The sequence below is a fragment of the Petrocella atlantisensis genome, from assembly GCF_900538275.1.
Classification (GTDB): domain Bacteria; phylum Bacillota; class Clostridia; order Lachnospirales; family Vallitaleaceae; genus Petrocella; species Petrocella atlantisensis.
On sequence record NZ_LR130778.1, the window covers coordinates 2,457,141 to 2,479,763 of the forward strand.

Sequence of the window (22,623 nt, forward strand, 5' to 3'; positions counted from 1 at the left end):
ATATTATCTTTTTCTTGTCAATAATCTAGTATGGGTATAATCAATACCGATGGCTCCAATAGGTGCGGTGATTAGGATAGCAAGTACTGCAACTGTTAGGATGGTATTACCTGCATCGACACCAGCGGATAAGGGAATAGCACCAATGGCAGCTTGAACGGTTGCTTTTGGCAAATAAGCAATGGAACAAAACAGACGCTCTTTTAGATTGAGTTTTGTTTTTATTAGGCTTAAGTTAACACCGAGTATTCTTAGAACCAAGGCACCAAGTACGAGTAGAATGGATTTTGGACCTGCGCCGGATAAAGCGTTAATGTCTACAGCAGCACCCACAAGCACAAAAAGCATGATTTCTGCACCCACCCATATTTTTGAGAATTTACCCATGAGGCGCTTTGCAGTCACTTCGTTGGTCTTCAAAATAGTGGCGCCCAGTGCCATCACAGCAAGTAATCCTGACATCGGAACATAGGGTTTCATAATCGTTTCAAGGGTTACAAAAATAAATGAAGCACTTAATAGGATCAGTACTTTGAGCGTATCTCTTAAATGCATGATTTTGAACATCTCAACTAAGATTAGTCCGGTAGCAATACCAAGGAAAGAACCTATAACAATTGAAATCGGTACATTCAACAAAGTCGTAGAACTGAAACCTTCACCTTGGTATATGCCCATAAGAGAAGTGAATAAAACAATGACATAGATATCATCCACAGACGCACCGGCCATAATTAATTGTGGGATGCTTTTATGCTTACCATAACCGGATTCCATGAGATGAAGCATTCTTGGAACAATGATAGCAGGAGAAACAGCAGCGAGTACAGTTCCCATAAGGGCCGCTTCTATATAAGTGATGTTAAGGAGCAAAGGTGCAAGTAAGGTTACGGCAATGATTTCAAGCGTAGCGGGTACAAAGCACATGAGAATAGCAGGTCGCCCAACTTTTTTAAGATCGTTGATATCAATAGATAGACCGGCTCTTGTTAAGATGACAATAAGTGCAATCTCTCTTAAGTCGGAAGAAATGTTGAGAATATCCGGGGATATCAGATTGAACATATGAGGGCCTAGTAAAATACCGGTAAAAATCATACCCATTAAACCGGGTATTTTCAATTTGTTAAGAATGCCGCTAAGTGAAAAACCTATAATTAAAATAAGTGATAGACTAAATAACATGATTAAATCTCCTTTGAAAAACAATAAAAAAGTTGATGTGCCTCTGAAAATTACAGAAGTCATCAACTTAATAAGCGGTTTTAGCATGATGCTAAGGGAGAACCTCATTCCCGAAATGTATTCTAGCACAAAGTAATTATGATTACAAGTCATATTACTATTGAATGGATATAAAATATTATAAGCGTTAAACGCTTTGATCATACAGGTCATAATGAATGAAAGACATCATAATTCGATTATTTTGAAGGATTTTATCGTTCATTTTTAAGAGAAAAAGTAGGTGTAAGATGCTTCTACCAAAAACAAATAAAATTATTACAAATTCTAAAAAAAGTCATTTTAAACCATCTAAGACAACCCAAGTTGCGATTATATGTGATATTATACAACGACAGTTGATAAGGACTATCATTATCTGCGTATTCGTCAAGAGAAGACAAATATTCAGTTCCTAAGTATCAATTATTTCCTGTTTTTAGCGTGAAAGAATTCTTGCAATAAATAATAATGCTTGAAATTGATGGAAAACTATGGTAGATTATACAAATATTATATCAACGACAAAAATGATTCACGAATGACTTACAAATATTTTTCCCAAAAAGCGTAAGACATTCTATCATTATTCAATCAGTTAAAACGGTTAGAACACTTAAGACAATAGAGTCTTGGAACATCCTACTAAGAGATTAGTAAGATGATCTAAGGCTCTATTGTGCGTTACAGGAACTGATTTACAGTTGTTGCATAATATAAACAAGAGGCTAAAACCGAATCCTAATGTAGTAATGAAACTTACGAATCAATCCAATTTTAAACAAGAAATGAAAGGGTGACTATTATGAGACAAATAGCGATTTATGGAAAAGGTGGTATTGGTAAATCTACCACAACACAAAATTTAACAGCAGCACTGGCAGAAATGGGAAAAGAGATTATGATTGTTGGTTGTGATCCCAAAGCAGATTCAACAAGACTTATTCTTAATGGTTTAGCACAACAAACCGTGCTGGATACTTTAAGAGAAGAAGGGGAAGACATTGAACTAGAGAACATCTTAAAACCAGGGTATGGCGGTATTAGATGCGTTGAATCCGGAGGACCGGAGCCGGGTGTTGGATGCGCCGGACGTGGTATTATCACTTCAATTAATATGCTTGAACAATTAGGGGCATATGAAGATAATCTGGATTATGTGTTCTATGATGTATTGGGTGACGTTGTATGTGGCGGATTTGCAATGCCGATTAGAGAAGGTAAAGCAGAAGAAATCTATATCGTTGCATCCGGCGAGATGATGGCGATGTATGCGGCCAATAACATTGCAAAAGGTGTATTAAAATTTGCAGATTCAGGCGGAACAAGACTTGGCGGTATCATCTGTAACTCAAGAAAAGTGGATAATGAACTTGAGATGTTAACAGCTTTTGCAAAGGAACTTGGAACACAACTTATTCATTTTGTACCCAGAGACAATATGGTGCAACATGCAGAGATTAACAAAAAAACAGTTATTGACCATGATCCAACCCATGCTCAAGCAGAAGAATATAGAGTTCTGGCAAGAGCCATTGATGACAATAAGATGTTTGTTATTCCAAAACCCATGTCTCAAGAACGACTTGAAGAAATACTCATGGAACATGGTTTACTCGGGGTATAAGAAAAGAGAAATAAATCCAGCCGGCAAGCATAGAATTTATTTCCCTTTATCAATTGGATGGCTAAAGCCATCTGTGAGCAGTGCTCATTTATAGTATATCAAATTAATCATAATGTGTAAAACGAATCTAAGGAGGCTATAACTATGAAAATGATCAGAGCAATTGTCAGACCGGAAAAAGCAGGTTTTATATTAGACGAATTAAGTGATGCCGGATATCCGGCGGTTACAAAGATAGATGTTGTTGGACGTGGAAAACAAAGAGGTGTCAAAGTGGGTAACATTCATTACGATGAGTTACCAAAAGAGCTGCTTATGATGGTGGTAGAAGATCAGGCAGTGGATGAAATTATTAGAATCATTACAAAAAGTGCAAAAACAGGCGATGGTACCTATGGTGACGGCAAGATTTTTGTATCAGAAATGGAAGAAGCGTACACAATCAGTAGTGGCACATCAGGATTATAGGAGGTAGCGTATGAAAGAAGTTATGGCAGTCATAAGAATGAATATGATTAACGACACAAAAAAAGCACTTTCAGAGGCTGGATTTCCTTCAATCACCTGTCGCAAGGTTTATGGACGGGGAAAAAAGAAAGTCAATTTCGCACTTATTGAAGATTTAATTGACGGATTACCTGTTGAAGAGCCAGCCGTTATAGAAGCTATATCAGAGAACTATCGACTGATTGCAAAAAGACTCTTAACAATGATTGTTGAGGATTCAGAGGTACAAAAGATTGTGGACATAATAATCGAAACGAATCAAACAGGGAATATGGGTGATGGGCGTATTTTTGTTTCAAACATAAGTGATGTTATTCGAATCAGAACCGATGAAGTTGGCGCACTTGCACTTTAGAAAGGAGTGAAATCCATGTCAGAATCAAAAAAATTGGTAGATAAGGTATTAGACATATACCCTGCTAAAGTTATGAAGAACAGAAAAAGTCATATGGTCATAAAAGATGCATCAGTAAAACAAGAGATAGCTGCAAATACACGAGCAATTCCGGGGATCATCACCAATAGAGGTTGTGCTTATGCAGGCTGTAAAGGTGTTGTCATTGGTCCAATCGTAGATATGGTTCATATCGTACACGGCCCGGTTGGCTGTTCCTATTATGCATGGGGTACAAGGCGTAATAAAGGAAAAGCAAGAGAAGGCGGTCAGAATTTCTTAGAATATGCATTTACAACAGATATGCAGGAAAGTGACATTGTGTTTGGTGGTGAGAAGAAGCTTAAGGCAGCCATTGATGAAGCCGTAGAACTGTTTCATCCCAAAGCAATATCCATATCCGCCACTTGTCCGGTAGGACTAATTGGTGATGATATCCATGCTATAGCACGAGACAAAGCCAAAGAGCATGGATTGAAGATCCTAGCCTTTAGCTGTGAAGGTTATAAAGGTGTAAGTCAATCCGCAGGTCATCATATCGCTAACAATAAGTTAATGACAGATGTTATAGGTACAATCGACACACCGGCTAAGGAATTTTCCATCAACTTACTTGGTGAATACAACATAGGTGGAGATGAATGGGAGATTGCCAGAGTACTTACAAAAATCGGCTATAACATTATATCTACCATGACCGGTAACGGTGCCATTGATGAAATTGCCAATGCTCACAAGGCGGATTTGAACGTTATACAATGCCATAGATCCATTAACTACGTAGCAGAAATGGTTGAAACCAAATACGGACTGCCATGGATCAAGGTTAACTTTATCGGCGTCGAAGGCTTTTCAAAAGCACTCCGAGATATGGCCAAATATTTTGATGATCCGGCGTTGACAGCGAGAACAGAAGCAGTTATAGCTGAAGAAACTGCCAGTATAGAAGAAGAAATGGCAACATATAAGGCATTGCTCGACGGGAAAACAGCGGTTCTTTTTGTAGGCGGTTCCAGGGCACATCATTATCAAGGCTTACTCAGAGAGATTGGTATTGAGACAATCGTGGCCGGATATGAGTTTGGACACCGAGATGATTACGAGGGTAGAGATGTCATTCCATATATTAAAGTAGATGCAGACAGTCGTAACATTGAAGAAATTCATGTAGAAAAAGATGAGAAAAAATACTCCCTCAGAATACCGGCTTCAAGAGCCGAGCAACTAAAAAAAGAGATTCCTTGGGCGTCCTATGATGGCTTGTTGTCCGAGATGAAAGATGGCACCTTAGTTATTGATGACTTGAATCATATTGAAACGGAACAAATCATAAAAATCTTAAAGCCAGAATTCTTCGGATCAGGAATCAAAGATAAGTACATGGTACAAAAAATGGGTGTCTATGCGAAGCAAATGCATTCCTATGATTATTCCGGACCTTATGCAGGATACCAAGGCGCTGTTAATTTTTCAAGAGATGTTGCAGCAGGGATCTTAACGCCTGCATGGAAATACATTACGGCACCATGGTATAAAGAGCCATTGCTAAGTGGCAAAGTGGAAGGAGTTGAACAAGTATGTTAGATGAAACCAAAGGTTTATATAAAAAAAGAACAGGTCTAAAAATCAATCCGGCAAAAACATGTCAACCAATAGGCGCAATGTATGCTGCCCTAGGTATTCACAAATGCTTGCCCCATAGTCATGGATCACAAGGCTGTTGTTCTTATCATCGTATGCATTTAACAAGACACTATAGAGATCCAATTGTCGCATCAACCAGTTCATTTACAGAAGGTGCTTGTGTATTCGGAGGGAAATCCAACCTTAAGAAAGGTCTTGAAAATGTTTTTCATATATATAATCCGGATGTGGTCGCAGTCAATACCACCTGCTTATCGGAGACGATCGGAGACGACGTAGGTGAGATTATCAAATCCACGGATGTTCCCGAAGGAAAAACAGTGATCTTTGCCAACACACCAAGTTACGCAGGGTCTCATGTGACAGGCTTTTCCAATATGTGTAAAGCCATGGTCACCCATGTATCTGAGAAAAAAGAAGGCAAAAAAGCAAAAGGCATTAACATCTTACCGGGCTATGTAGAACCCAGTGACATGATGGAGATTAAGAGAATAGCCACATTGTTAAACGTTCCTTTTACAATGTTTCCGGATACAAGTAATGTTGTAGCAACACCGAACACAGGTAACTATAGCATGTATCCAGAGGGCGGGACCACCATTAAAGAAATAAGAAGAGCAGGCAATGCTATTGCAACCGTAGCCCTTGGTAGCTTCTCATCTGAAGCAGCAGCTTATGAACTTGAGAAAAAATGTGAAGTCGTCCCCTATATCATGAAAGAACCAATCGGTATCAAAGCAACAGACGCTTTCATCATGAAACTACTGGAATTAAACGGTGGGAATATGGACGCTTCATTAGAGTTTGAGCGGGGCCAATTGGTGGACGTTATGGTGGATGTTCACAATCATTATCATGGTAAAAAAGTTGCTCTCTTCGGAGATCCGGATATCTTGATTGCCATGACAGAATTTGTTATAGACCTTGGCATGATTCCCACCCTTGTGCTGACAGGCACACCCGGTAAGATATTTGTGGCAGAGATTCAAGCCATGTTTGACCAAGCGGGACTTACAGAGAGTCAGGTGATGATCGAAGAAGATTTATTTACCTTCCATCAATTGATAAAAGCCTCACCCGTAGATATAATTATTGGGAATACCTATGGCAAATACATAGCACGTGCAGAACAAGTGCCGCTTGTGCGTATGGGATGGCCCATTCTTGACCGAGTCGGCCACAGTTACTTCCCGGTTGTGGGTTATAAAGGTGCACTAAGAATCATAGAAAAAATAACAACAGCCTTATTGGATCACTACGATCAGACTTGCGAAGAAGAAGATTTTGAACTGGTTATGTAAGCACTAAAAACATTGGGTGATTTCAAATAGAAATCACCCAATAAATTAAACCATGAAGATAAGGAGGCGCGATATGAATCAGAAATCAACAATCATTGCAGATCATAGAGAAAATCAAGTGCTGGTCAACGACAAACAGAAAAATCAGGCCATCGCTTGTGACACCCATTCGGTTTCAGGGGTTGTCAGCCAGAGGGCTTGTGTTTATTGTGGTGCTAGGGTGGTTTTGAACCCGATTACAGACGCTGCCCATATCGTTCATGGACCAATAGGATGTGCTTCATATACGTGGGATATTAGAGGCAGTTTAAGCTCAGATAGTGAGTTGTTTCGCACCAGTTTTTCCACAGATTTAAGAGAACATGACATTATTTTTGGTGGTGAGAAAAAACTAATAGCAGCCATTGATGAAATTGTGATTCGAGAAAAGCCGAAGGCAGTTTTCATTTACTCCACTTGTGTGGTAGGTGTTATTGGAGATGATGTTAAAGCCATAGCAAAAAAAGCGGAGATTAAACATGGTATTCGGGTCATCCCCGTTCACTCATCCGGATTTTCGGGAAGCAAAAAAGACGGTTATAAAGCGGCTTGTCATGCCATATTGGACTTAATGGGGCCTGAAAAAGTAGAAGTCAAAACACCCCATAGTCTGAATTTCTTAGGCGATTTCAACTTGGCAGCGGAGGCATGGATTATAAGAGATTACCTTGAAACCATAGGTCTAGAACTTAAAACAGTCATAACAGGAGATGCAACCATAGACTCGCTCAGAGCGGCAAAATCAGCGACTATTAATGTGGTTCAATGTGCCGGCTCCATGACCTATCTGGCCAAACAAATGAAAATGAATTACGACATTCCTTTTGAGAATATAAGATTTTTTGGCATTAAGGATACCATTAGATCTCTTAGAAAAATCGTGTTTTCTATAGGAACAGAAGAACATGTGAAACGATTTGAGACATTGGTGGCTCAAAAAGAGGCTTATTATCAACCGATGGTAGAAGCTTATAAAAGAAAATTAATCGGCAAAAAAGTCGCACTGTATGTTGGCGGTGGTTTTAAAGCCATATCACTTATAGAACAATTTGCAGATTTAGGCATCCAGACGGTACTGGTGGGGACACAAACAGGCTCAAAAGAAGAATATGAGCAATTTAGAAAACTAACAGGAGAAGGGACAGTAATCTTAGATGATACCAACCCGACTGAACTGGAACATTTTATTAAAGAAACAGGCGCCCATATATTGGTAGGTGGCGTTAAGGAAAGACCATTGGCTTATAAGCTTGGTGTTTCCTTCATTGATCACAATCATGAAAGAAAGCATCCTTTATGTGGATTTGAAGGGGCACTTAATTTTGCGATGGAAGTGGATGCCACCGTTAATTCACCTGTTTGGGATATTGTGAAAACATTCAAGACTAATAATGAAACTAAATCTGAATCTAAAACTAAAACTAAAATTAAACAAGCCAATGAAGTGCAGCCATTTGATGTTATAGATCTCACTATAGAAGGAGGCGTCCTATGATAAAAGTGATAGAACCTGATACAGACATTGTAGCAAAAAAAGCTGTAAAAGCATTAATGACAGAAATTCATAGAGATGGTTCCAAGGATAGAAACAAGGATAGAAACAAGGATAGAAACAAGGATAGAAACAAGGATAGAAACTACGTAAATATGCAAGTGAACCCATGTAAGATGTGTATGCCAATGGGCGGTGCCATGGCGCTAAAAGGCGTTAAGAATGCCATGACCATCATTCACGGATCTCAAGGATGTTCCACTTACATTAGAAGACATATGGCTGCCCATTACAATGAACCTATAGATATAGCATCGTCCTCTCTTTCAGAGGAAGGGACGGTCTATGGCGGTTCTAAGAATCTGAAGATTGGTATTCGTAACCTTGTGAATATGTATCAACCGGAAGTGGTTGGCGTATTAACCACTTGCTTGGCAGAGACCATAGGCGATGACATTGAACGTATCGTAAGAGAAGTCAGAGATACGGGAGAATTTGAGGGGATTGATATTATACCAATACCGACACCTGGGTATGGCGGCTCCCAAACCGAAGGTTATTTTGACACTATAAAAGCATTGATGGCCCATTTTGTTAAGAAACCGATACAAGTCCAAAAAGAGCTGGATGAAACTAAAGCTCCATTTATAAACATCATCCTATCTGATGCCACATGTGAAGATGTTAGAGAGATCAAACGTATGGTTGAGCTATTTGGCGTAAAAGCATTATTTATACCGGATATTTCGGATGCACTGGATGCCCCTTTTACCAATCATTATAACAAGCTATCAGAGGAAGGCATATCAAGAGAAGAACTAGCAAAAGTAATCTATGCAAAAGCAACCATAGAGCTTGGTGATCTCGTTGCACCCAATCATTCCCCGGCTTTGTTCTTGGAAGAAGAATTTGGTGTAAAAGCCTATCGTCTGCCACTACCCATAGGTATTAACAACACAGATTGTTTGGTAAAGGCACTTGCAGAAGTATTTGATACAGATATTCCAAAAGCTCTTGAAGTTGAACGTGGTCGTTTAATGGATGGTATGATTGATGCCCATAAGCACAGCGCAACAGGTGACATAGCAGTATTTGGAGATATGAACTTAGTGATGGGCATAGCAAGTCTTGTTCTTGAAAACGGTATGCAGCTAAAACTTGCAGCAACTGGCTCCATGAGCAAACGTTTCAAAGAACAGCTAGAATCCAAATTGGATCAGTATCAACAAGAAGCTGAGATACTACAAGACACGGATTATGAGACCATTCGTGAAGTCATTCAACAAAAAGGTGTCAATTTAATGATGGGACCCTCAGATGGGAAATTCATATGGGAAAAAGACCATGTCGACTTTATTCGAGTGGGCTTCCCGGTACATGATCATGTAGGTGCACAACGAAAAAATCTAATGGGGTATAAGGGTTCCTTAAGATTCTTAGATGAGATTACCAACCACTTATTAGATCAAAAACATAAAGGCTATCGTGAACGTATGTATCAAACTTACTTTCCCAAAAAAGAAAACCACAAAACCCATACAAACTTATGAAGCGGCAAGATGAAGGAGGTAGATTTATGAAAAATCTCTTAGGCACCATAAGGTTAAAGGACCATAACTCAGATATAACAATAGATAAGAACGAGAAGCATCCGTGTTTTACTGCAAAAGCCCATGATTATGCACGCATGCACTTACCGGTAGCCCCCAAATGTAACATTCAATGTAATTATTGTCATCGTAAGTATGACTGTAACAATGAAAGTCGTCCCGGTGTTACCTCGGACATATTAACGCCAAAAGAAGCACTACACAAATATATAGAGATCAAAAAGAAGATGCCCAATCTATCTGTGGTGGGTATCGCCGGGCCTGGCGATGCACTGGCGAATTGGGAGAATACAAAAGAAACACTTCGTTATATAAGGGCTTATGATAAAGATATAGTCTTTTGCTTATCCACCAATGGTTTAAAACTGAGGAAGTATGCAGATCAGCTTATCGAACTGGGCGTGACCCATATTACTGTAACCATCAATACCATCTATGAAGATGTTGCTGCCAAGATCTACAAATACATACGCTATGATGGTAAGAAATATTTTGGTGTTGAAGGGGCGAGACTTCTTTTGGAAGAACAATGGGCAGGCGTTGCTTACTTAGAAGATAAGGATGTTTTGACAAAAGTTAATGTTGTCTATCTCAAAGGCATCAACGATGACCACATAGATAAGATTGTAGAAAAAGCAGAGGCTATGGGCGCCAGTGTCACCAACATCATGGGGCATATACCTGTCGCGGATACGCCTTTTGAAGTCCTTGAACAAGCAACAAAAGAAGAAATTACTCAAGTAAGGCTAGATAATATGGGCACATTACCACAGATGCTACACTGTAACCAATGTAGGGCAGACGCAGTCGGTAAACTTGGCGGATGTCGCAGCGTAAGTTAAGTAAGAGGCAAGACTATGAACGAGGCCTCCATTAATACAATAACGACTATAATGACAATCTAAGGAGAATAGTGATGAATCTACCAAAAAAACATATATTTGTATGTTCAAGTGCCAGACTAACAGGCGAGATCAAAGGATTTTGTGCTCAGAATGAGGGGCTTGAGATATTAGAAAATTTTGTTGAAGAAGTTCAAGAGAGAGAGTTGGATGGGGATATGATGGTCACCAATACAGGATGTCTAGGGATGTGCTCCATGGGGCCAATCGTCATCGTCTATCCGGAAGGGACTTGGTACGGCAGAGTGACAGCCGATGATGTTGAAGAGATTATGGACGCCCTTGAATCCGGTGAAGTAGTAAAAAGACTGTTGATTGAATAGGAGGTTTTTCTCTTTAACCATAGGATAATCATGAACATTAGGATAAGGATGTGATTGGATGATAAGAGATCTAGAAAAAGTAGCAGGTAAATTGGTTCATGAAGAAGCCCATAGATTAATAATTATTGACACAACCTTAAGAGATGGGGAACAATCAGCAGGTGTTGCCTTTAGCCACAAAGAAAAAATGACCATCGCAAGAAAGCTAGATGGTCTTGGTGTGGATATTATTGAAGCGGGCATTCCCGTCATGGGTAAGTCAGAGCAGAAAGTCATTTATGATATGCTATCAGCCAATCTACATGCAGATATTCTGACATGGAATAGAATGTGTATCAAAGACATAGAAGCAACGCTGGTAACAGGTGCGACACATGCACATATATCTGTTCCTGTATCGGACATACAGATTAGACACAAACTCAGAACAACCCGAAATGATCTTATAACAACCTATAAAAAAGTGCTAGACTATGCAAGGTCACATAATCTGGAAGTCTCTATAGGTGCAGAAGATGCCTCCAGAGCGGATGAATCATTTCTAATAGATATCTATGCCATAGCCATATCCTATGGCGTTAAGCGCATACGGTATGCAGATACCCTAAGTGTGCTTAATCCGTTCTCAGCATATGAGAGGATACAACAGCTTACTCAGAGATTGGCACAACATTTTAATATAACGCCTCGTTTATTATCCCAGACTTTAGGGATTGATTTTCATGGCCACAATGACTTTGGGCTGGGTACAGCCAATGCACTAGGTGCATTCAAAGCAGGTGCTAGAATCATAAGCTGTAGCGTCAACGGTCTTGGAGAAAGAGCAGGGAATACGCCACTTGAGGAGATTGTTTTGGCCCTGAGTCACATGGAAGGGTGTGTCACTTCTATAGATATGAAAAAGATTATGGAAGTGTCAAAGCTAGTTGAATTATATTCCGGTAGAACCCTTCAAGCAAGTAAACCCATTGTAGGGGACATGGTTTTTTCCCATGAGGCTGGTATACATGTGGATGGGCTTATAAAAGACCGCCGTAACTATACTTATCTTGATCCGGCCATTCTGGGTAGAGAGCATCATATGGTCATGGGTAAGCACTTTGGTAAATATAAACGAATAAATTAAGAGAGAACAGGTTCCTTAACTAATTTTTGCGCAAAGACAACGGCCCCTTCAATCTCATCTTTGTTGGGATGGCCCATAGCTTTGAATAAAAAGCCACCTTGGCATATATATTCCTCAGGTTCAACGTTGATGCCGGTATCCACCAATGTCTGACGAAGAGAGCCTTGTGCACTATTTCTTGTGGACGAGGTAATGAGAGCTACTTTTTTTACTTGTGCAGGAGACAGACTTTTAACAAAGCTTATAAGCTCAGGCTTACTGTCGCCACCGTAGATGCCGCTCACGATAAAAAGTAAATCACATTCAGGTAGTGTTGGATTGTCCTTCAAATCATAGGCTTGGGTACTTAATCGTTCTGCAATTGCATGAGCGATTTTTTTGCTGTGTCCGGTCATTGAAGCATAGAGTACTTGTGTTTTCATTATTCTTCCTCCTTCATGGTAGCCAGCGTCGTATAGATTTTTTGCTGTGCTGTGTTGAGTGTTATAATTTCATCGGTAGTCAGATTACCAAACATAGTATCGATAAAATGCTCTCTAAAAGTTTGGTGGTCATCTTCCCATTGTTGACACTTGGGTGTAGTAGCAATTCTTATGGCACGTCGGTCATTTGGATCATTTTCAATGCGTATAAAGCCTTTTTTTTCTAATTTCATAATGAGCTGCTTTGTATTCTGATGTGAACTGTCACAAACACTAGCGAGTTGTTTCAACGTAGGTGGTGTATCAAACATACCAAGCATCATAAGTACAAACCATTGTTTGGCGGTTAAGTCAGTAGCCTTTTGATCCATTACGTTCTGCAGTCGATTGGATAACATAAAAATATTTCCAAAAACCAAATAACGTGGATCCATATTCTCTAAATCATACATGGGGGTCTCCTTTGTGTAATATATTACCTAATAAAGGTATCATATTACCTTTTCTATAATCTGTCAACCCTTATAAAAAAATCTAATCAAAAATTAATCTAAAGAAGACCAAAAGAATATCAAAAGGTATTTTATTTTGATATAATGAAAGTTAGGATTTAGGTCTTAAGACTATATTTCATTGGGGGTGCGTGATGTCAAAAAATATTATATTTTATTTTACAGGCACAGGAAATTCATTAGCGGTTGCAAGAAGTATCGGTTCGGCCATGACAGATGTTGCCTTAATACCAATGTTAAAAGAGGATGCTCATACTTATATTAACACTCATACAGAAAGCATTGGTTTGATCTATCCAATACATGTCAATCAATTGCCTATTCCTGTTATTCAATTCATTAAGAAAATACATTTATCCTCAAAAGTATATTTCTATGCCGTTGCAACACATGGTGGAATACCGGGAATGTCCAGACTCTATATGAATAAGATCTTAAAAAAACAAGGTATAGATTTAGAAGCCTATTATGAAATTGAGATGCTTAACAATACACCCAAAGGTATAGCGCCAAAGTTTTTAATGCGGCTTAACTGGGAGTTAGACATTACACCCGAAAAAGTTGAACAAAAGTTGAGTGCAATGCAGATTGAGATAGAGCGTATAGTTAAGGATTTAAAAGACAGGAAAGAAACAACTGTACAAAAGCCACCAAGAGGGACCGGGAGAATGATGTACTGGATGATGCAGCTTATGTGGTTGATCAGTAATCCGTCCAAAACCAAGCTACAATTTCTTGTGGATGACTCTTGCATAGGGTGCGGAATCTGTGAACAAGTCTGTACAACGAAGCGTATCAAGATGAATGGGGAGAGGCCGGAGTGGGTACACGAGCACTGTAATTTCTGTTATGCGTGTTTTAACTATTGTCCCAAGGAAGCCATCGGTGTCAAGTACTATACCAAAAAACTTGGACGATATCATCATCCGGATATAAGTGCCCAGGATATTGCGGCGCAAATTAAGTGAGGGAGCGAAATATATGAAAATAGTGGTGGTCCATGGCAGTCCGAGAAAAGGCAATACCTATAAAGCGACTAAGCAATTCAAAGAAGAAATGGAAAAACAAGGCGATATTGAATTTGTTGATTTTTTTCTACCAAAAGATATGCCTGAGTTTTGTCATGGGTGTATGAACTGTTTTTTGAAGGGTGAGCTTACATGTCCGCACGCCCGATATACCATGCCCATTCTGGATCAGATGGTGTCGGCGGATGGACTCATATTTACAACACCAGTTTTTGCCCTTTCCTTAAGTGGATGTATGAAATCCTTCCTAGATCACTATGCTTATATTTTTATTGTACATAGAGCAAGAAGTGAAATGTTTCATAAAAAAGCCTTTATACTAGCTTCTACAGTAGGTGCCGGATCAAAAGCTGCCATAAAAACAATCAGCACCAGTTTGAAGTATTGGGGTGTTAACCGAGTGTACAGTTATAGCTTTACGACATTTGGAACCGAATGGAACAATATAGAGACAGAGAAAAAATCGAAAATCAAAAGTGACATCGCAGATAAAGCTAAGAAGTTTTACACGGAAGTGGATTCCGGTAAAAAACATACGCCCTATCTGTTCATAAGTTTCATGTTTAAAATGAGTCGATTCATTCTGAAAAAATATGCAGATGAAACCTCTCTAGATAAGCAATACTGGATAAAAAAAGGTTGGTATTCAGGGGAGAAAAGTCCCTTCTAATACGGATTTACAACAAGAGGAATCATGAATGAGAGGTAACCACAAGATGAAAGTGCTTGTAACGGGTGCAACAGGGAATGTAGGACAATATGCCGTAGAGGCTTTATTAAGTCTGGATGAGACTGTAGTTGCAGCCAGTACGCGTACAAACAAACTTAAAGATATGTTTGGCGACAGAGTTGAAGCTGTCGAACTTGATTTTGAAAAGCCCCACACTTATGAAAGCGCACTAAAAGATGTGGATCGAATATTTTTGATGAGACCGCCCCACTTAGGTAAGCCAGAGAATCTGTATGCATTTTTGGAAGCGGCTAAAAACCACTCTATTAAGCTGATATCCTTTTTATCTCTTATGGGTGTAGAGAAAAATACAATTCCACCCCATCATAAAATCGAAAAGAAGATCGAGGAGCTAGGCATTCCCTTTGCACACATAAGGCCGGGATTTTTTATGCAAAATATTTCCGGTATCCATGCAACAGAGATCAAAGAGAAGGATGAAATATTTGTTCCGGCAGGAAGGAGCAAGACAAGTTTTATTGACGCAGCAGACATAGGACTTGCAATTGCAACTGTCTTACATGACTCAGAACAACATAGAAATACCGCGTATACCATTACAGGACCTGAAGCTTTAGATTACTATCAGATTGCAGAGATGCTTAGTCAAGTAACAGGGAGAAAGATTCAATATAAAAAACCCAGTTTCCTAAGGTACCGTCATTATTATATAAAAAAAAGAGGCCTTGACCCCTCTTATGTGAATGTAACGGTTGCGCTATATTTTATGACGAGATTGGGCACAGCCCAAGCGGTTACGGATGAATTCTTTAAGCTCACAGGAAGGAAACCTAGAACCTTTATGGCCTTTGCAAAAGACCATATTAATGATTTTGATGCGCAAGCATAAGCTTCCCTACCATATATTTGCTGATTAAAACAGAGATAACAAATGAAGCATTTAAAGCAATCCAGATGCCATTTAAACCCATAAGACCGGATAGAACGATGGCCAATGGGACATATAGAAGAAACATACGAATCAAAGAAATCATGGCAGAATGCAAGGGTTTGTTGATGACATTTAGTATACTTGTATGAATTAAGAATAAGCCTTGCAAACCATAGCCAATCGGTATGATGAGGAGATACATACGAACCGTCTCGATAACGGCGGAATTGTCAGTAAATATTTGAGCCAGAGGACGACCAAAGAGTATTAATATCAGCATAACAAATAGCCCATATAAGATAGAAAACAGTTCTGATTTTTTGATGACCTCCATGACACGGAGGTCTTTTTTTGCACCTATATTCTGACCTAAGAGAGGGACGAAAATAGAAGCCAGGGCATTGATAATGAGCATCGCAAACATTTCAATACGGGTTGCGATACCAAAGCCTGCGGTCGCCTCTTTTCCGAAAGTGGTAACAAGACCGGTAATAACGCCTATAGCTAGAGGCGTTATAATTCTGGTCAGCGCATTGGGTATACCAATATATATAAGATCTTTAAAGGACTTAACAATATCTGAAAAAAGTGCCTTTTGAAATGAGACAATCTTTTGTCGATATATAAGGACATACAAAGAGACAATGAGTGTTATAGCTCTTGAAATGACCGTTGCTATGGCAGCACCTTTGATGCCGAGGGCAGGAATCGGACCATACCCGAAAATAAAGATCGGATCAAAAAGCATATTCACTAAGGCGGCAACTGTCATAATTAAGGCAGGGGTTTTCGTATCGCCTAGAGCACGTATAGCGGAATTACCAATCATCGGGATAATAAGAAACATGACACCGCCATACCAGATGGTCATATAGTCAACCACATAAGGCATTGTTTCCAGATCGGCACCCAGTAAGGTGAACAAGGGTCGAATGGTTAATAAACCGGCAATCACAAACACGAACACCAGTATCAAACCAAGGGTTAGACTATCGGTTGTATACCTTATAATCTTAGTATGTTGTTGTTCACCAACGGCTTTTGATATTAAGGCAGCAGCACCGATACCGATACCTTGAGCCAGAGCGCCGATAACCATAACCACCGGGAAGGTTAGGGTCATAGCGGCCATAGGTATAAGGCCAAGCTTACTGACATAATAGGTATCAACCATATTAAAAGCAACGATACCCAACATGCCAAAAATCATTGGGAAAGTCATTTTTATAATCAGTCCGGTGACTGGGTCTTGAGTGAGATTCATTTTATTCTTTTTCATGCTGTGTCCTTTCGGTGGACCACGATAAAGAACCGTCGCCAGTTTTTCGCCTAGTTCAAAAATATTTAACCTTTGGGATGATTGTTTAAAAATTCTATAAGTGTATTAAATGGAAGTGCTTTTGAGTATAGATAACCTTGAAAGTTAGTACAGCCAAATTCTATCAATTTGTCTCTTTGGGTTGTAGTTTCAACATACTCAGCCAATAGTTTAAAGCCTAAGGATTGACTAAGATAATGAATGGAGGCAATTATTTCTTGGCTGACAGGATTGCTAACAATGTCTAAGACCAATGAGCCATCAAGCTTTATAGTATCAAATGGAATCGTTTTTAAATACATGAGTGAACTATGACCCATACCAAAATCATCCATTGAGATGCTGAACTTATTTTCAATCAATCGAGATAGGGTTTTATGAATCTTAGGGTTATTAGATATTGCAAGTTGCTCGGTAATTTCAATTGAAATCTGGTCTTCAAGTACGTCAAATCTATGAATGATGTCAAGCAGTTTATCCACGAGTACTTCTGATTTTAATTCATTTGCAGAAAGATTAATGGAGACTTTTAAGTCATTATATCCAAGCTTGTTAAGTTCAGATGTATCTCTAATAACGTTTATAATAATCAGTTGACTCAAAACCTCGGCAAAGCCACCTTCTTCTGCAAGTGCTAGAATCAAAGGTGGATAAATAAATCCGTACCGCGGATGTTCCCATCGGAGCAAAGACTCAACGCCGAAAACATTATTATGAACATTAAATTGTGGTTGGTAAAACATGTTGAACGCATTTTTTTTAATAGCGAGTTCAAGTTCGGCAATGAGAATAGTTGCAATATTACCAATACCATTGTTGTATTTAGACAGACTTGGAAAGTAATTTAATAATTCATCTTCTTTAAATGTATTCAGCAATCGATTATAACTGTTTAGATCACGCTTTAATGCCAGTGTTTCACTTAGTTGTACAAAAGGTTTGTAGATAAGTACCCCTACTATCAGATTGAAAAGCTGAAGTAAACTGCCGGCAATACTACCAGTAGTGAGGTAGCCACTTAGAAAAATGGGCGTTGTCCATTCAACAATGATCTGAGTATAAGGGACCAAACCTAATGATATCGCAAGATAAGCTGTTGTTGTGTGAATGAGTGGAACAAGAATAAAAGGAATTAAGTATAAAGGTTCAAGAACAATAGGTAAGCCAAAAAGAACCAATTCATTAATATTGAAGATGGAGGGTATTAATGACATTTTTCCGTGGCGCCTAATATTGTCTTGTTTACCCCATATAAATATTGCGAGAAGTAAACTGATTGTTGCACCTGCACCTCCCATTAAGACAAAAGAATCAAAGAATGGCTTTGTAAGTATGGTGCCGGTATAATCCCCAACATTAATGAGTGTTTGGTTATCTAAGGTCGCATTTAGGTACAAGTTTTGTGAGACATAGTCTAATATATTGTTGCCATGTATACCGAAAAACCACAAAACATGAATAGTCAGGGAAAAAAGTAAAGCAGCAAATAAAGTATCCCCTAAATTAGAAAAGATCTTTAAGAGGAGGGTATTTACTTCAATGAAAATAGTACTACCTTGATGCTGTATGAGAGCCCCCAGAATGATAAATGGTAGCAGGGTAATTGCCGATGGGAGGATAGATTTTAGAGCGATACCAAAATAAGGGTTTACACCGGAGGAATAGATGGAGAGATTTAGAGTCTTGATTGAAACGGTTTTTACATAAAGTAGTGAAGTGATTGCTGCGGTTAGAATTGAAAAAAACAATCCCGTTGTACCAAGGAGTTCAAAATCAAGCGGCGTTCCCATTAAAATCATGTAATTTACGACAGTTAATAAACTTGCTATATTAGGATTAGCATAAGTTTTAGTTTTAGTCGAAATCGCTGTGATATATAGATTGCTAACAGTAATCATAGTTAATAACGAAAGCAATCCAAAAGTAGCCATACGGATTTGGACGAATAAAGCACTCCAAGTATGGCCAAAATACTGTGTCATCAAGTTTTGATAAGTTTGAGAAGGAAAACTGACAATAATAATTGCACAAGAACCAATGAGCATAAAGGGTATCATAAGTGTTAAGGAATGTCTAATTGCACCAAGAAGACATGAGTTTTCAATACGATTATGCAGTTTAGTTGCCCATCGAAAAAAAAGAGTATTCATATCTCACCCGTTTTGAATATATTTTAGACTATTCCGAATTAAAACCTTAAATCTATGACCTTTGCATTAATCAGTTCAAAGTCCATAGATTATCAAAAAACTAAGATAATTACTTATATATTTTAACATTATTTATCACTGAAATACAGTCTTTTTTAGGATTTAACTCAGGTATGGGTCAGGATAGTAGATAAGATTTTTCTCAGAAGGCGTTGTGGGATGATCTAAGAGTGCAGAAGTGGTTATATAAGATGCACGAAGTGCAAAGATGATATCCGTCAGGATAGATGTTTTTTCATTAAAATAATCTTGTTGTAAAGTGTCAATCATTGTATGAATATCCGAGTGAGATTCGAGATTATAATCCGAGTATACATTTAAACGTTCTTTTTGAAAAAGCAAAAGATACATAAGCTGAATATGAAGCTTCAACTCATAGAATAGATGTTTGATTATGGATTGTTTTTTATAGTAGGAGAATGCATGATATTTACAGAAGTAGTCACTAAGAAAATGGCAGACGACGCCTAGGCTTAAGATACGTTGGTTAGGTGATAGATTTTGATCCTGGCTTTGCTTAACATATTTTTCCAAATCATCGCAGGTACTTTCAAGATAGTGATTTATTTGTGAAAGCCTGGGGTGTAGATCAGGTAAGACATTGCCATATTCAAAAAGTAATTGTATGTTTATGGATGTATGCGGAGATTCTTTAAATAGGGATTTGTAAATAAAATTACCAATGAGATAATGAGACATAACAAACATAACTTCACCTCCTCAATTATTTAATATAAGTATAACTTGAGGATGTAAAGCCCTAATTAAGAATAGGTAATTGAAAGCTCAAGAAAAAGTGCTACTGCCCTAATAAACGAGCAGTAGCACTTTGAAGTGGCGTTCGATGTTCAAACCGGAAGAACCGTCCCTCGGTTGCTATTCCCACTTGAAAAACCGAAGAGATACAAAAGAGCACACACCGGCAATCACCAGCATGACAACGATGGAAGGCAAGACATTTTCTACCGGCAACCCAAGAGACGTTGCCTTTAAAAGCTTGATTCCCTGGGTTAAGGGCAGCAAATCGGCAGCTTTTTGCATAGCAGGTGGCATAACCTCATAAGGTAAGGTAGCACCGGAAAAAATAAGCATTGGGAAGTAAAGCAAGCTGGCAAGTATGCCTGCGACTTTAATATTCTTTGCAAGTCCACCGACCATGACACCGATGCTAAACATGGAAATCAACACCAATAACCAACCAAGAAGGAATTGTAAAAAATCGCCTTGCATTCGGAAACTATAAAAAACACTGGCAATAACATAAAGAAGAACCAGAGAAGTCAAAGCATACAACCCATAGATGGTAATCTGTACCAGTAAAATAATGACAGGTCGAGCCGGTGTTACTTTTAATCTTTTTAGTATTTTTTTGCCTCTATAGTCAGATATGACAAGGGGTAATCCCATAACACCACCGGCACTAATGGCTATAGATACAATCGCGCCGAAGGATTGTTCTAAGAAAGTATAAGACGCGCCCACATAAGCCGGTTTGTCACCGTAGATAATGCCAAGCACTACCAGAACAATGATGGGCATACAGATGGCAAAGATCAGCATATCCATACCACGTAGAGACAGCTTCAGCTCCGTTTTTAACATTGTATTAAAGGTCTTCATGTGTCATATCCTCCTCATCGCTATACCATAGGTATGCGTCTTCTAGTTTCTCATAGGGACTGTTATGAATAGCTTCTGATACAGTACCATAAAACACAGTCTCTCCTTTTTTGAGAATACAGATGGTGTCACAGAGTACTTCCACTTCATCCATGAAGTGAGAGGTTAACAAGATGGTAAGCCCGGAATTCTTAAGTTTGCGTAGAATCTGCCATACATCACGTCTGGCTCTAGCATCAAGACCTGTTGTAAGCTCATCTAGCACCACAACTTCTGGATTGGGAATAAGTGCTAGTACAATGAACAAACGCTGCTTTTGACCACCGGAGAGCTCTTTTACCGATGCTTTAAGTTTGTCTGCGATGCCAAACTGTTCAAGTAGATTTTTATAATCTGCTGGATTTTTGTAGAGGGAAGCCGTCACCTCGCAGAGTTCACCTACTTGTATGTACTCTTGATAATGCGCCTCTTGAAACTGAACACCCACGTTTTCAAAAAGCGTCTTTCGGTCATGGATAGGACTTAGATCTAAGATAGAGACAGACCCATAATCCGGTTTCTTGGTGCCTAAGATACATTCGACTGTTGTACTTTTTCCTGCACCGTTTGCACCGAGTAAGCCGAAAACACTTCCGGGCTCAACCGATAGACTGAGATTCTTAACCGCTACTAAGTCGCCATAAGATTTTGACAACTGCTTTACTTCAATTACATTTTCCATTTGAATACCTCCGATTAAGGTTAAAGGGTCAAACTAAGTCTCACTAAATTCAACTACATATGGTAGGTGAAAGTTCAACTATATAGTTTTGATGCCTTAACCCTATTAATAATATACAAAAACTATAACACCAAAGAAAAGTCTGGTGTTATAGTAGAGGGTTGTATATTTTTTGATTTTCATTTCTTTTGTTTACGCTTCATATCATTAAGCCTTACCAGCATATCTTCAGCATTCTTTTGGGCATCCTTTAATGAGATGATCAGCCTATCACATACCGAAATAATATCTTCAGTTTCATCCGGTGTATTAAGTACTTCCTTTATACTAATATTTTGATCTAGTGTTAGGGCATTCATCATTCTCAAAATAGCTGAAAGTGAGTAGTTAGCACAGCGTAGCGTTCGTATGATCTTTAGACGCTCTATATCCTCATAGGTATAGATGCGATATCTATTTTCTTTGCGTTTGACCCTTAGGAGTCCATTCATTTCCCAGTTTCTTAAGGTATCCATGGTGATATTAAGCTTTTTTGAAACATCTTTTCGCGTTAGTGTTATCGGATCTATTTTCTTTTTCCCTTGTAACAAGGTTTGGGTAATCTCGGCGGCTTCATAGGCATGCTCTATTTCCTTTTGGATGGATGTAATATAATCTTGTGTCAGTAAAATGGCATCATCAAAACAACCGGAAGCGGAAGCTTTTATAACAGAAATCATCTGCTTTCGTAATCCGTTTTGGAGTACTTCCACTTGAAAGGCTGTACGGGCCAACTTAAACTGCTCTATATGAAAATCAGTGAAGGTGCGATACCCATTTTTCTTACGTTTGACTTTTGGAATCAGCTCCAGTGTCTCATACAAACGTACCGTATTGGGGTGAATACCAATAATATGAGCCACTTCACTTGTAGTGTATGTTTTTTTCATAAGATCACAGCCTTTGCATATATATTGAGCTACACTATTATTTTATCATAGC

Annotated in this window: 22 protein-coding genes and 1 riboswitch; of the genes, 13 read left to right on the forward strand and 9 right to left on the reverse strand. The window is 38.8% G+C overall.

Going from position 1 to position 22,623, the window contains the following annotated elements; genetic code table 11:
* Positions 1 to 3 precede the first annotated feature (3 nt).
* Positions 4 to 1,185, reverse strand: a complete 1,182-nt coding sequence (locus PATL70BA_RS11325; protein WP_125137458.1) for a cation:proton antiporter — start codon at positions 1,183 to 1,185, stop codon at positions 4 to 6.
* Between the two features lie 46 nt (positions 1,186 to 1,231).
* Positions 1,232 to 1,306, reverse strand: a riboswitch (Fluoride riboswitch).
* Between the two features lie 723 nt (positions 1,307 to 2,029).
* On the opposite strand from PATL70BA_RS11325, the gene nifH reads away from it, so the two are divergent.
* The 10 genes from nifH (at position 2,030) to PATL70BA_RS11375 (ending at position 12,189) form a co-directional block, all read left to right on the forward strand.
* Entirely contained in the window at positions 2,030 to 2,851 is an 822-nt protein-coding gene (nifH, locus tag PATL70BA_RS11330; RefSeq protein WP_125137459.1) for a nitrogenase iron protein, read from the forward strand.
* A 144-nt stretch (positions 2,852 to 2,995) separates the two neighbouring features.
* Entirely contained in the window at positions 2,996 to 3,319 is a 324-nt protein-coding gene (locus tag PATL70BA_RS11335) for a P-II family nitrogen regulator (protein ID WP_125137460.1), read from the forward strand.
* Between the two features lie 10 nt (positions 3,320 to 3,329).
* Entirely contained in the window at positions 3,330 to 3,713 is a 384-nt protein-coding gene (locus tag PATL70BA_RS11340; RefSeq protein WP_125137461.1) for a P-II family nitrogen regulator, read from the forward strand.
* Positions 3,714 to 3,728: 15 nt separating this feature from the next.
* Complete coding sequence (nifD, locus tag PATL70BA_RS11345; protein WP_125137462.1) at positions 3,729 to 5,336, forward strand: nitrogenase molybdenum-iron protein alpha chain; 1,608 nt, start codon at positions 3,729 to 3,731, stop codon at positions 5,334 to 5,336.
* Positions 5,330 to 6,697 carry a nitrogenase molybdenum-iron protein subunit beta gene (nifK, locus tag PATL70BA_RS11350; RefSeq protein ID WP_125137463.1) on the forward strand — a complete coding sequence of 456 codons (1,368 nt, stop codon included), beginning with the start codon at positions 5,330 to 5,332 and terminating at the stop codon, positions 6,695 to 6,697. The genes nifD and nifK overlap by 7 nt, the downstream gene beginning before the upstream one ends.
* Positions 6,698 to 6,770: 73 nt before the next feature.
* The gene (gene nifE, locus PATL70BA_RS11355) at positions 6,771 to 8,231 is read left to right on the forward strand and encodes a nitrogenase iron-molybdenum cofactor biosynthesis protein NifE (RefSeq protein ID WP_125137464.1); all 1,461 of its coding nucleotides are present in this window, start codon (positions 6,771 to 6,773) and stop codon (positions 8,229 to 8,231) included.
* Entirely contained in the window at positions 8,228 to 9,778 is a 1,551-nt protein-coding gene (locus PATL70BA_RS11360; RefSeq protein ID WP_243115911.1) for a nitrogenase component 1, read from the forward strand. Before nifE ends, PATL70BA_RS11360 begins: the two co-directional genes overlap by 4 nt.
* A 26-nt stretch (positions 9,779 to 9,804) precedes the next feature.
* Positions 9,805 to 10,680: a radical SAM protein gene (locus PATL70BA_RS11365; protein WP_125137465.1), complete on the forward strand. Its 876-nt coding sequence runs from the start codon at positions 9,805 to 9,807 to the stop codon at positions 10,678 to 10,680.
* Positions 10,681 to 10,754: 74 nt separating this feature from the next.
* Positions 10,755 to 11,063 (forward strand): (2Fe-2S) ferredoxin domain-containing protein, encoded by a 309-nt coding sequence (locus PATL70BA_RS11370; RefSeq protein WP_125137466.1) that lies wholly within the window; start codon positions 10,755 to 10,757, stop codon positions 11,061 to 11,063.
* A 58-nt stretch (positions 11,064 to 11,121) separates the two neighbouring features.
* A complete protein-coding gene (locus PATL70BA_RS11375; RefSeq protein ID WP_125137467.1) occupies positions 11,122 to 12,189 on the forward strand; it encodes a homocitrate synthase/isopropylmalate synthase family protein in 1,068 nt (355 codons plus the stop codon).
* Here the strand turns inward: PATL70BA_RS11375 and PATL70BA_RS11380 are convergent.
* Together PATL70BA_RS11380 and PATL70BA_RS11385 are read right to left on the reverse strand one after the other, a co-directional pair.
* Positions 12,186 to 12,611: a flavodoxin domain-containing protein gene (locus PATL70BA_RS11380; RefSeq protein ID WP_125137468.1), complete on the reverse strand. Its 426-nt coding sequence runs from the start codon at positions 12,609 to 12,611 to the stop codon at positions 12,186 to 12,188. The two genes, PATL70BA_RS11375 and PATL70BA_RS11380, sit on opposite strands and share 4 nt — an antisense overlap.
* Complete coding sequence (locus PATL70BA_RS11385) at positions 12,611 to 13,063, reverse strand: MarR family winged helix-turn-helix transcriptional regulator (RefSeq protein ID WP_125137469.1); 453 nt, start codon at positions 13,061 to 13,063, stop codon at positions 12,611 to 12,613. Before PATL70BA_RS11385 ends, PATL70BA_RS11380 begins: the two co-directional genes overlap by 1 nt.
* 194 nt (positions 13,064 to 13,257) lie before the next feature.
* On the opposite strand from PATL70BA_RS11385, the gene PATL70BA_RS11390 reads away from it, so the two are divergent.
* The 3 genes from PATL70BA_RS11390 to PATL70BA_RS11400 are packed head-to-tail and all read left to right on the forward strand — an operon-like array spanning position 13,258 to position 15,731.
* Entirely contained in the window at positions 13,258 to 14,091 is an 834-nt protein-coding gene (locus PATL70BA_RS11390; RefSeq protein WP_125137470.1) for an EFR1 family ferrodoxin, read from the forward strand.
* Between the two features lie 13 nt (positions 14,092 to 14,104).
* Entirely contained in the window at positions 14,105 to 14,821 is a 717-nt protein-coding gene (locus tag PATL70BA_RS11395) for a flavodoxin family protein (protein WP_125137471.1), read from the forward strand.
* Positions 14,822 to 14,849: 28 nt separating this feature from the next.
* Positions 14,850 to 15,731: an SDR family oxidoreductase gene (locus PATL70BA_RS11400; protein WP_243115912.1), complete on the forward strand. Its 882-nt coding sequence runs from the start codon at positions 14,850 to 14,852 to the stop codon at positions 15,729 to 15,731.
* Here the strand turns inward: PATL70BA_RS11400 and PATL70BA_RS11405 are convergent.
* The 6 genes from PATL70BA_RS11405 to PATL70BA_RS11430 all read right to left on the reverse strand — a co-directional run bounded on the left by PATL70BA_RS11405 (position 15,706) and on the right by PATL70BA_RS11430 (position 22,571).
* Positions 15,706 to 17,052, reverse strand: coding sequence for an MATE family efflux transporter (locus tag PATL70BA_RS11405; RefSeq protein ID WP_125137472.1), 1,347 nt, complete (start codon positions 17,050 to 17,052; stop codon positions 15,706 to 15,708). The two genes, PATL70BA_RS11400 and PATL70BA_RS11405, sit on opposite strands and share 26 nt — an antisense overlap.
* 65 nt (positions 17,053 to 17,117) lie before the next feature.
* A complete protein-coding gene (locus PATL70BA_RS11410; protein WP_125137473.1) occupies positions 17,118 to 19,241 on the reverse strand; it encodes an EAL domain-containing protein in 2,124 nt (707 codons plus the stop codon).
* Positions 19,242 to 19,403: 162 nt separating this feature from the next.
* A complete protein-coding gene (locus PATL70BA_RS11415; protein WP_125137474.1) occupies positions 19,404 to 20,009 on the reverse strand; it encodes a zinc dependent phospholipase C family protein in 606 nt (201 codons plus the stop codon).
* Positions 20,010 to 20,177: 168 nt separating this feature from the next.
* Positions 20,178 to 20,921 (reverse strand): ABC transporter permease, encoded by a 744-nt coding sequence (locus PATL70BA_RS11420; protein ID WP_125137475.1) that lies wholly within the window; start codon positions 20,919 to 20,921, stop codon positions 20,178 to 20,180.
* On the reverse strand, positions 20,908 to 21,642 hold the full coding sequence (locus tag PATL70BA_RS11425; RefSeq protein ID WP_125137476.1) for an ABC transporter ATP-binding protein: 735 nt from the start codon (positions 21,640 to 21,642) through the stop codon (positions 20,908 to 20,910). Before PATL70BA_RS11425 ends, PATL70BA_RS11420 begins: the two co-directional genes overlap by 14 nt.
* Before the next feature lie 179 nt (positions 21,643 to 21,821).
* The gene (locus tag PATL70BA_RS11430) at positions 21,822 to 22,571 is read right to left on the reverse strand and encodes a MerR family transcriptional regulator (protein ID WP_125137477.1); all 750 of its coding nucleotides are present in this window, start codon (positions 22,569 to 22,571) and stop codon (positions 21,822 to 21,824) included.
* Positions 22,572 to 22,623: the final 52 nt, after the last annotated feature.

What these genes read in the sequence shown, in the direction of transcription:
- PATL70BA_RS11325 (WP_125137458.1), bottom strand. Translation starts at nt 1,185, where the DNA reads ATGTTATTTAGTCTATCACTTATTTTAATTATAGGTTTTTCACTTAGC.
- nifH (WP_125137459.1), top strand. Translation starts at nt 2,030, where the DNA reads ATGAGACAAATAGCGATTTATGGAAAAGGTGGTATTGGTAAATCTACC.
- PATL70BA_RS11335 (WP_125137460.1), top strand. Translation starts at nt 2,996, where the DNA reads ATGAAAATGATCAGAGCAATTGTCAGACCGGAAAAAGCAGGTTTTATA.
- PATL70BA_RS11340 (WP_125137461.1), top strand. Translation starts at nt 3,330, where the DNA reads ATGAAAGAAGTTATGGCAGTCATAAGAATGAATATGATTAACGACACA.
- nifD (WP_125137462.1), top strand. Translation starts at nt 3,729, where the DNA reads ATGTCAGAATCAAAAAAATTGGTAGATAAGGTATTAGACATATACCCT.
- nifK (WP_125137463.1), top strand. Translation starts at nt 5,330, where the DNA reads ATGTTAGATGAAACCAAAGGTTTATATAAAAAAAGAACAGGTCTAAAA.
- nifE (WP_125137464.1), top strand. Translation starts at nt 6,771, where the DNA reads ATGAATCAGAAATCAACAATCATTGCAGATCATAGAGAAAATCAAGTG.
- PATL70BA_RS11360 (WP_243115911.1), top strand. Translation starts at nt 8,228, where the DNA reads ATGATAAAAGTGATAGAACCTGATACAGACATTGTAGCAAAAAAAGCT.
- PATL70BA_RS11365 (WP_125137465.1), top strand. Translation starts at nt 9,805, where the DNA reads ATGAAAAATCTCTTAGGCACCATAAGGTTAAAGGACCATAACTCAGAT.
- PATL70BA_RS11370 (WP_125137466.1), top strand. Translation starts at nt 10,755, where the DNA reads ATGAATCTACCAAAAAAACATATATTTGTATGTTCAAGTGCCAGACTA.
- PATL70BA_RS11375 (WP_125137467.1), top strand. Translation starts at nt 11,122, where the DNA reads ATGATAAGAGATCTAGAAAAAGTAGCAGGTAAATTGGTTCATGAAGAA.
- PATL70BA_RS11380 (WP_125137468.1), bottom strand. Translation starts at nt 12,611, where the DNA reads ATGAAAACACAAGTACTCTATGCTTCAATGACCGGACACAGCAAAAAA.
- PATL70BA_RS11385 (WP_125137469.1), bottom strand. Translation starts at nt 13,063, where the DNA reads ATGTATGATTTAGAGAATATGGATCCACGTTATTTGGTTTTTGGAAAT.
- PATL70BA_RS11390 (WP_125137470.1), top strand. Translation starts at nt 13,258, where the DNA reads ATGTCAAAAAATATTATATTTTATTTTACAGGCACAGGAAATTCATTA.
- PATL70BA_RS11395 (WP_125137471.1), top strand. Translation starts at nt 14,105, where the DNA reads ATGAAAATAGTGGTGGTCCATGGCAGTCCGAGAAAAGGCAATACCTAT.
- PATL70BA_RS11400 (WP_243115912.1), top strand. Translation starts at nt 14,850, where the DNA reads ATGAGAGGTAACCACAAGATGAAAGTGCTTGTAACGGGTGCAACAGGG.
- PATL70BA_RS11405 (WP_125137472.1), bottom strand. Translation starts at nt 17,052, where the DNA reads ATGAAAAAGAATAAAATGAATCTCACTCAAGACCCAGTCACCGGACTG.
- PATL70BA_RS11410 (WP_125137473.1), bottom strand. Translation starts at nt 19,241, where the DNA reads ATGAATACTCTTTTTTTTCGATGGGCAACTAAACTGCATAATCGTATT.
- PATL70BA_RS11415 (WP_125137474.1), bottom strand. Translation starts at nt 20,009, where the DNA reads ATGTTTGTTATGTCTCATTATCTCATTGGTAATTTTATTTACAAATCC.
- PATL70BA_RS11420 (WP_125137475.1), bottom strand. Translation starts at nt 20,921, where the DNA reads ATGAAGACCTTTAATACAATGTTAAAAACGGAGCTGAAGCTGTCTCTA.
- PATL70BA_RS11425 (WP_125137476.1), bottom strand. Translation starts at nt 21,642, where the DNA reads ATGGAAAATGTAATTGAAGTAAAGCAGTTGTCAAAATCTTATGGCGAC.
- PATL70BA_RS11430 (WP_125137477.1), bottom strand. Translation starts at nt 22,571, where the DNA reads ATGAAAAAAACATACACTACAAGTGAAGTGGCTCATATTATTGGTATT.